The organism is Vibrio lamellibrachiae, from assembly GCF_050337265.1.
Lineage (GTDB): Bacteria > Pseudomonadota > Gammaproteobacteria > Enterobacterales > Vibrionaceae > Vibrio > Vibrio kyushuensis.
Map to the genome: position 1 here is coordinate 406,506 of NZ_JAKJSU010000008.1, position 8,012 is coordinate 414,517.

5 protein-coding genes and 2 tRNA genes are annotated in these 8,012 nt (G+C 42.3%); 5 read left to right on the plus strand and 2 right to left on the minus strand.

Annotation, left to right across the window (positions count from 1 at the left end; all coding sequences use genetic code 11):
- The first annotated feature begins 8 nt into the window (after positions 1-8).
- From flgJ to L4C54_RS15050, 5 genes are all read left to right on the plus strand, one after another.
- Positions 9-926 carry a flagellar assembly peptidoglycan hydrolase FlgJ gene (gene flgJ, locus L4C54_RS15030; RefSeq protein ID WP_428808804.1) on the plus strand — a complete coding sequence of 306 codons (918 nt, stop codon included), beginning with the start codon at positions 9-11 and terminating at the stop codon, positions 924-926.
- A 152-nt stretch (positions 927-1,078) separates the two neighbouring features.
- Entirely contained in the window at positions 1,079-2,953 is a 1,875-nt protein-coding gene (gene flgK / locus L4C54_RS15035; protein WP_428800868.1) for a flagellar hook-associated protein FlgK, read from the plus strand.
- Positions 2,954-2,965: 12 nt separating this feature from the next.
- The gene (gene flgL, locus L4C54_RS15040) at positions 2,966-4,159 is read left to right on the plus strand and encodes a flagellar hook-associated protein FlgL (RefSeq protein ID WP_428800867.1); all 1,194 of its coding nucleotides are present in this window, start codon (positions 2,966-2,968) and stop codon (positions 4,157-4,159) included.
- A gap of 363 nt (positions 4,160-4,522) precedes the next feature.
- Positions 4,523-5,662, plus strand: a complete 1,140-nt coding sequence (locus L4C54_RS15045) for a flagellin (protein WP_428800866.1) — start codon at positions 4,523-4,525, stop codon at positions 5,660-5,662.
- Between the two features lie 508 nt (positions 5,663-6,170).
- Positions 6,171-7,304, plus strand: a complete 1,134-nt coding sequence (locus L4C54_RS15050) for a flagellin (RefSeq protein ID WP_428800865.1) — start codon at positions 6,171-6,173, stop codon at positions 7,302-7,304.
- Between the two features lie 405 nt (positions 7,305-7,709).
- On the opposite strand, the gene L4C54_RS15055 is transcribed toward L4C54_RS15050, so the two are convergent.
- Positions 7,710-7,794, minus strand: a tRNA-Leu gene (locus L4C54_RS15055).
- A gap of 83 nt (positions 7,795-7,877) precedes the next feature.
- Positions 7,878-7,952 (minus strand) — tRNA-Gln (locus tag L4C54_RS15060).
- Positions 7,953-8,012: the final 60 nt, after the last annotated feature.

Below are 8,012 nucleotides of genomic sequence, written 5' to 3' on the forward strand. Positions count from 1 at the left end.
GACTGACCATGATTAACAACGGCAACGACATCGGATTTATTCATGATATTGCAGGCTTAGATAAGCTTCGTCAAAAAGCGGTAAGCGGCGATGAAGGCGATGATCAAGCAGCGTTATCCGCCGCAGCGAAGCAATTTGAAGCGATTTTTACGTCGATGCTGTTCAAATCAATGCGAGAAGCGAATGCTGGGTTTGAATCTGGCATTATGGATAGTCAAAATCAGCAGTTCTATCGTCAAATGCTTGATGATCAAATGTCGAGTGAGCTCAGTGCTTCTGGGTCTTTAGGTTTAGCAGATATGATTGTTGCGCAGCTAAGTACAGGCTCAATCGAGAATTCAACTGCGGCCGCCAAAGATGAAAATTTTGAAGAAATAATGAATAACGTTCAGCGTAATCGAGAATTACGAGAAACTGCTCCAGTAGCGACTACCGCTGCATCTGTTTCGAAAGCTCAACCAACGTCATTTGATTCACCAGAAAGCTTTATTACTTCAATGAAACCGTATGCGACACAAGCAGCTAAAGCGCTTGGTGTCGATTCTTCGTTACTTCTTGCCCAAGCCGCTCTTGAAACGGGTTGGGGTCAAAAAGTGACTCAGAACTCTAGTGGCAGCAGCAACAACCTGTTTAATATCAAAGCAGACAGAAGCTGGAAGGGTGATAAGGTTGCTACTCAAACCTTAGAATATCATCAAGGTGTTCCTGTGAAAGAGAGTGCGGCTTTCCGTTCGTATGAGACTTATCAAGATAGCTTCAACGATTATGTTCGCTTCTTGAATCAGAACCCACGTTATAGCACTGCGTTGCAGCAAACGGGTAGCTCTGAAGAGTTTATCCACGGCATCCACAAAGCTGGTTATGCAACTGACCCAGAGTACGCGAATAAAATTCTAAGAGTTAAACAACGCATTGATCAAATGTAGACATGAGTGTTGATAATTAAAACGAAGGCTTACAAGGTGTAAGCCTTTTTTGTATCTGATGGCATTTATTTCTTTTCTACTGGCATATATATTGCAATAACAGAAGTAGGTTTCAGTATTTACTGAGTTTTCATCAACTTCTGGAGTGTAGTATGGCGTCGGATCTTCTGAATTTAGGGACACAAAGTGTTCTTACAGCTCAGAGACAACTCAATACCACCGGGCATAACATTTCCAATGCCAATACAGATGGTTATAGCCGACAGTCTATTATCCAAGGCACCAATGCGCCTCGGCAATATGGTGGTGAAACCTATGGCATGGGTGTCCATGTGGAAAAAGTTCGCCGCTCTTGGGATCAGTTTGCCGTTAATGAACTTAATGTGTCGACAACCAGCCATGCTTTTAAAACGGATACCGAAGAGAATCTAGATATGCTTTCAAGCATGCTCTCTTCTGTCGCATCTAAGAAGATTCCTGAGAACCTAAACGAATGGTTTGATTCTGTCAAAACGCTAGCTGATAGCCCAAATGATGTGGGTACCCGGAAAGTGGTGCTCGAAAAGGCCAGCCTGATCAGTAATAACCTTAATGACTTCCACGAGAGCATTCGTTTGCAGTCAGACGTAACCAACAAAAAGCTTGATTTGGGTATCGAGCGAATCAACCAATTAGCATTAGAGCTAAGAGATACCCAACGGCTGATGATGAGAACGCCCGCGCCACATAATGACTTGATGGATCAGCACGAGAGACTTGTTTCTGAATTATCGGAATTCACCAAAGTGACGGTGACTTCGCGTAAAAGTGGCGAAGGTTTCAATATTCACATAGGTAACGGGCATACGCTGGTATCTGGGACTGAAGCAAGCCAATTAAAAATGATGGATGGCTACCCCGATGTACACCAACGCCGCTTAGCTATTGTAGAAGGCAAAGCCATTAAACCGATCACCACGAAAGATATCGATGGCAAGCTCGGTGCGCTACTCGAGATGCGTGATAAACACATTCCCTATTTAATGGATGAGCTAGGCCGCATGTCAGCATCATTCTCATTTGAAGTGAATAAGCTTCAATCGCAAGGACTTGATTTGCGAGGCAACATTGGCGGTTTGATATTCTCTGATGTTAATGAAGAGCGTTTTACTAAGTCACGTGTCGTTCAAACACCTGACTCCAATGCTGACCTTGCGGTATTTATTGAAGACACCAGCCAATTAAAAGGTGGTGAGTACTCCCTTCAATATAATGGCAGTGACTATTTTATTACCAGACCTTCAGGCGAAAGGGTGACTGTGCCAATGACGGGTAACTCACTGCAAATTGATGGCGTCAGAATTGAAGTTCGTCAGAATTTAGATGCAGGTGAGCGAATCCTTATTCGGCCAACAAGAAACTCAGCAGCTGAAATGCAAATGGCCACCAATGACCCTACTGCGATAGCTGCTCAAAGCTTCAAAGCATCAACATCATTCGCACAAGGCAGTGCAAAGTTCAAAATCTTACAAGTGGGTGATATTAAAGAGTTTGAAGTTGTTGTCTCACCGAAAGGTGATCAATTTGCTGTAACTGATACTAAAGGCAATATCTTATTAGATCCTCAGGAATACCCGCCCAAAGGTCCTGTTGTTGTTAAGGGTACTGCTTTCACATTGAGCCCTGGTGCAATTGCCAATGATAAGTTCACGGCAAACCTTGTCCCCTCTGAAGGTGACAACGGCAACTTACTCAAAATGCAAAATATTCAAACAGATAAAAAGCTCAATGATAATGAATCGACCGTGTTGGATATCTATCACAACCTCAACACTGATGTTGGTTTGAAAATGTCGACAGCCTCTCGTCTTGCTGATGTGTCTCAACTAGAAAAACAAGCAGCGCAAGAGCGAATTGCCTCTATTTCCGGGGTGAACTTGGATGAAGAAGCGGCAAACATGATGAAGTTTCAACACGCTTATATGGCGTCATCACGAATCATGCAGACTGCAAACGATACGTTCAATACCATTTTGGCACTACGATAGGGAGGCCATTAAATGTTAAATCGAATTTCAAGCTTCCATAACTATCAGTCGGTGCAAAATGATTTGCGTCGCCAAGAGAATAAGATCCACCATAATCAAGCTCAGCTGGCCTCAGGTAAGAAGCTAATGAAGGCAAGTGATAACCCACTTGCTACTCACTATATTCAAAATGTCGGCCAGCAATCGGAGCAGCTAAGGCAATATGTAGATGCCATCGTATTGGTAAGAAACCGATTGGAGCATCATGAAGTCATTATCGCTAATACCGAAAGCTTCGCTGATGAAGCCAAACGTACCGTGATGGAAATGATCAATGGTTCTTTGTCGTCAGAAGACCGCTTTGCTAAAAAGCGTGAGATACAAGAGCTTGCTAATAATTTTCTAAATATTGTTAATGTTCAAGATGAATCTGGTAATTATATTTTCTCGGGGACTAAGCCGAAAAGCCAACCATTCTTTCGTGATAACGACGGCACGGTAACGTACGCCGGTGATGACTATCAGCGGAAAATGAAGGTATCGAACACCTTGGATATGGCAATCAATGATCCTGGTAATAAATTGTTCATGGACATTGATAATCCTTTTGGTGATTACGAGCCTGAATACCAACTTAATGATGCGTCTGAATTATTGCTAGAACGAGCAACCAATATCGACCCAGATGACACTTCAAACTACAAAGTTACCTTTGTGGATATGAACAATGGAAAATTTGGTTATCAACTTGAAAAAGATGGCAGTGTTATTAAAGCTGACGAGTTTAACCCGTCAACAGGTATTCGTCATGAGGGGTTAACTATTCAGGTAAAAGGTCAAATTAGTAAGAGTGACGTCATTACCCTTGAGCCTAGAAAAACATATTCTATATTCGAAAGTTTTCAAAAAGCGATGGATCTGTCAGAGAACTCTGTTTCTGATGCAGATAGCACCGCAAAGTTACATCAAATTACTGAAGAGTTTCATGCGGCATTTATTCACTTAAATAAGGCTCGCACAGATGTTGGCGCGCGGCTTGGCACCCTCGACATACAAGAGCAACAACATGAAGACTTCAAACTAACGCTTGCAAAATCAAAGAGTAACTTTGAAGACCTTGATTATGCAGAAGCAGTTATTGAGTTTAATGAAAACTCAAGAGCGCTCCAAGCATCCCAGCAAGCGTTCGGAAAAACAAAAGATTTAACTCTATTTAATTACATCTAATTAATTGATGCCTTACGTGCTATGCCGTAAGAGCCATTAGTTGTGATTTATCGCCACTGAAAATTGATTATTGAAGGCGGCAATTTAGCGGCAAATGCCGTATGAAAAACAACCATTAATTCTGTTTAATTAGATGAGAATGGTGAGTAAAAAAGTGCAAGCTGTTGATTTTTATCAACTTGGTCTTGATTTGGTAACTGGTTAAAAAGTTGGCACATTACTTGTATTAACTTATTAACAGTGAACATAAGATTAATAGACTTGTAGTTATACAGGTTTAGCAAGGCAATTACGGTCAGTGCTTCCAAATGAGATTAAGCTGGCCGCTTCGCAAGCACTTGCGAACTCACTAGGAGAGCAAATATGACCATTACAGTAAACACAAACGTAGCAGCGTTAACCGCTCAGCGTTATTTAAATAAGGCCACCGGTGAACTCAATACGTCAATGGAACGTTTGTCTTCTGGTAACCGAATCAACAGTGCAAAAGATGATGCGGCAGGCTTACAAATATCGAACCGACTAACAGCTCAGTCTCGCGGTCTAGATGTGGCAATGCGAAATGCGAACGATGGTATTTCAATTGCGCAGACAGCAGAAGGTGCGATGAATGAGTCAACGAGTATTCTACAACGTATTCGTGACCTATCATTGCAATCAGCTAACGGCACAAACTCGACGTCTGAGCGCCAAGCTCTAAACGAAGAAGTCGTTGCGCTGCAGAATGAATTGAACCGTATTGCGGAGACTACCTCTTTCGGTGGACGTCGACTACTTAACGGCTCATTTGGTGAAGCTTCATTCCAAATTGGTGCTAGTTCAGGTGAGGCGATCATCATGGGCTTGACCAGTATTCGTGCAGATGATTTCCGAATGGGTGGTCAATCTTACTTTGCTGAGAATGGTAAAGATGCAAATTGGGATGTCGCGGCCGGTGCCAATGATCTGAAATTCGAATTTACTGACAAAAACGGTGAGCTAGTTACCGTTGATATTATGGGTAAGATCGGCGATGACGTCGAAGAACTTGCCACTTATATCAATGGTCAAACGGACGCTGTGCAAGCCTCTGTTGGTGATGAAGGTAAGCTTCAAGTCTTCGTCGCTCAACCTGATATTGAAGGTGATCTAGCGATCTCTGGCGGGCTAGCTACTGAGCTTGGCTTAAATGGTGGGCCTGGTGTTTATACCACGGTTAAAGACATTGATGTAACAACAGTCACAGGCTCGCAGAACGCGGTAGGTATTGTTGATGCAGCATTGAAGTATGTTGATTCACAACGTGCGGATTTGGGTGCGAAGCAGAACCGATTAAGTCACAGCATCAACAACTTGGCAAACATCCAAGAAAACGTTGAAGCATCGAATAGCCGTATTAAAGATACAGATTTCGCCAAAGAGACAACACAATTGACGAAAACTCAAATATTGCAACAAGCAGGTACTTCAATACTTGCTCAAGCTAAACAGTTGCCAAACTCTGCAATAACGTTGTTGCAGTAGTAATTGGACTTTTACCCTAGTTACGCAGACGTGAGTAATAGGTAAAACCCAAGGCAAAGTGTGATTATTATTGGATGTTAAGCTCTCTCAGATTTACCCTGCTTAGCTATTCTTACGATAAACATGCGCCCCGGTCAGTCGGTAATGTGATCATTTCTCTTGATCTCCGCATGGCGCCGGCTAACCAAACTAGCCCCGGTTCTCTCAAAGGAAAAGGGGCTTTTTCTTGCCTGAAGCCTTTTTATACCTAAAATAAGTGAATCAATAACTTATGCCCCCTCGGCCGATCGGCCACTTTCTTTAGCTTTAAATTTCCATTCTGTCTATAACATCTTGTTTCTAGTGTGTTTAGTAAAATAAAAATATTAATCTCTTCTTTTTTCTAAAGGAATTCTTTTTAAGGTCGCTAAGAGTTTACTTTGAGAGAACTAATTGGTTTTTCGAGACGTCGAAAACCGTTCGGATAGAAAAATTTCCGCTCGTCGGAAAATCAATAGGAGAGACCACTATGGCGGTTAATGTAAATACAAACGTATCTGCGATGACAGCTCAGCGTTATTTGAATAGTGCAAATAGCGCCCAGCAAACATCAATGGAACGTCTATCATCAGGCTTTAAAATTAATAGCGCTAAGGACGACGCGGCAGGTCTTCAGATCTCTAACCGCTTGAACGTTCAGAGCCGAGGCCTTGATGTTGCGGTTCGTAACGCAAATGACGGTATTTCGATTGCACAAACAGCAGAAGGTGCAATGAACGAAACAACTAACATTTTACAGCGTATGCGTGATCTATCACTTCAATCTGCAAATGGCTCTAACTCAAAATCTGAGCGTGTGGCTATTCAGGAAGAAGTGAGCGCTCTTAACAACGAGCTAAACCGAATTGCTGAAACTACTTCGTTTGGTGGTAACAAACTACTAAACGGCACGTTCGATACCAAATCGTTCCAGATTGGTGCGGACAACGGTGAAGCAGTTATGCTAACGCTAAACAACATGCGTAGTGATAATACGCTGATGGGTGGTGATAGTTATAAAGCAGCAAATGGTCAGGATAAAAACTGGTCAGTGCAAGCTGGTGGTAACGATCTTACGATCGCGTTGACGGACAAGTTTGGTAATGCACAAAACATCGCTATTGATGCGAAAGTTGGTGACGATATCGAACAGCTTGCAACGTACATCAACGGTCAGCAAGATATGATCAAAGCGTCAGTTGATGAAGACGGCAAGCTTCAAATGTACGCAGACAACAACAAAGTTGAAGGCGCAGTTACCTTCGGTGGTGCTATTGCAGGTGAACTTGCTATCGGTGGCCCAACGGCTGTAACGGTTGATACGATTGATGTTACTTCTGTAGGTGGTGCCCAAGAGTCTGTTGCTATTGTCGATTCAGCACTGAAATTTGTTGATAGCCACCGTGCTCAACTTGGTGCTTTCCAAAACCGATTTGATCATGCGATTAATAACTTAGATAACATTAACGAAAACGTTAATGCGTCTAAGAGCCGAATCAAAGATACAGACTTTGCGAAAGAAACAACTGCACTGACTAAGACACAAATTCTATCTCAAGCTTCGAGTTCAGTATTAGCTCAAGCGAAACAAGCGCCAAACTCAGCGCTAGGTTTACTGGGATAAATTTCTCTTAAGCAATAGCTAACAAGTTTTAATAGACTTGAACCAAAATCCAGCTTCGGCTGGATTTTTTGTTTTGAATCGGCAAGTAAAATGTTTAACTCTTCAATCTATAGATTTACTTATGCTGAACTAATTCGAATCTAAGAGTGGATTGGTACTGATACTGTTGATGAGCCTGTAAGCTTATTTAAGCACGATAGAACGGAGAATTGAACTCTGCTTTGAATCAGCAAGCAATCGTCATATAGAGCCGATGAGAGGGATGATACACTTGTATTTTAATTCGATTGGACGGAAGGAGAGGTAGGGAATAGATGATAAAAAGTTTCAGGCACAAAAAAACCAGCAAAGCTGGTTTCTTGTATTTATACCTATGAAAATCACGTGGATTTACGATAGAAATAATGGTGCGGTCGGAGAGACTTGAACTCTCACACCTCTCGGCGCCAGAACCTAAATCTGGTGCGTCTACCAATTCCGCCACGACCGCAGCAAAGCTTTCTCTTGTTAAAACGTAAGTTCTAGCGAAGAGTATAATTATAAAGACATTGGAGAATCTGTATAACGTTGTAGTGGCTGGGCTACCTGGATTCGAACCAGGGAATGCTGGCATCAAAAGCCAGTGCCTTACCGCTTGGCGATAGCCCAACAAAGATTGTTTCAGTGTCAATCACACGTTCTTATCAACTAACTAGGTTAGGGGATAAG

What these genes read in the sequence shown, in the direction of transcription:
- flgJ (WP_428808804.1), top strand. Translation starts at nt 9, where the DNA reads ATGATTAACAACGGCAACGACATCGGATTTATTCATGATATTGCAGGC.
- flgK (WP_428800868.1), top strand. Translation starts at nt 1,079, where the DNA reads ATGGCGTCGGATCTTCTGAATTTAGGGACACAAAGTGTTCTTACAGCT.
- flgL (WP_428800867.1), top strand. Translation starts at nt 2,966, where the DNA reads ATGTTAAATCGAATTTCAAGCTTCCATAACTATCAGTCGGTGCAAAAT.
- L4C54_RS15045 (WP_428800866.1), top strand. Translation starts at nt 4,523, where the DNA reads ATGACCATTACAGTAAACACAAACGTAGCAGCGTTAACCGCTCAGCGT.
- L4C54_RS15050 (WP_428800865.1), top strand. Translation starts at nt 6,171, where the DNA reads ATGGCGGTTAATGTAAATACAAACGTATCTGCGATGACAGCTCAGCGT.